Source organism: Corynebacterium sp. UMB4614 (assembly GCF_030217065.1).
Taxonomy (GTDB): Bacteria; Actinomycetota; Actinomycetes; order Mycobacteriales; family Mycobacteriaceae; genus Corynebacterium.
In genome coordinates, this window is record NZ_JASONC010000123.1 from 1 (window position 1) to 237 (window position 237).

At 59.9% G+C, this 237-nt stretch carries 1 protein-coding gene; it reads left to right on the forward strand.

Annotated features, from left to right (window positions below; genetic code table 11):
- Window positions 1-237: ATP-binding cassette domain-containing protein (locus QP413_RS10175; RefSeq protein WP_284781634.1), on the forward strand; the 237-nt coding region annotated here is incomplete at both ends.

Here is a 237-nt window from a genome sequence, read left to right on the forward strand (position 1 = left end):
AGTCAGCCCGATGCGCCACAGACACCACACAGTCATGATATCGAGATTCGAGGTGTGTCGTATGCCTATGACGACACCCAGGCATTAGACGAGGTGAGCCTGAGCATTCCGGCAGGCACGGTGACCGCGCTGGTTGGCCCGTCGGGTGCGGGGAAGTCGACGTTGGCGAGTTTGATTGCCCGCTTCGATGACCCGGACGCTGGCACGATCACCATCGGCGGGGTTGATCTAAAGAAC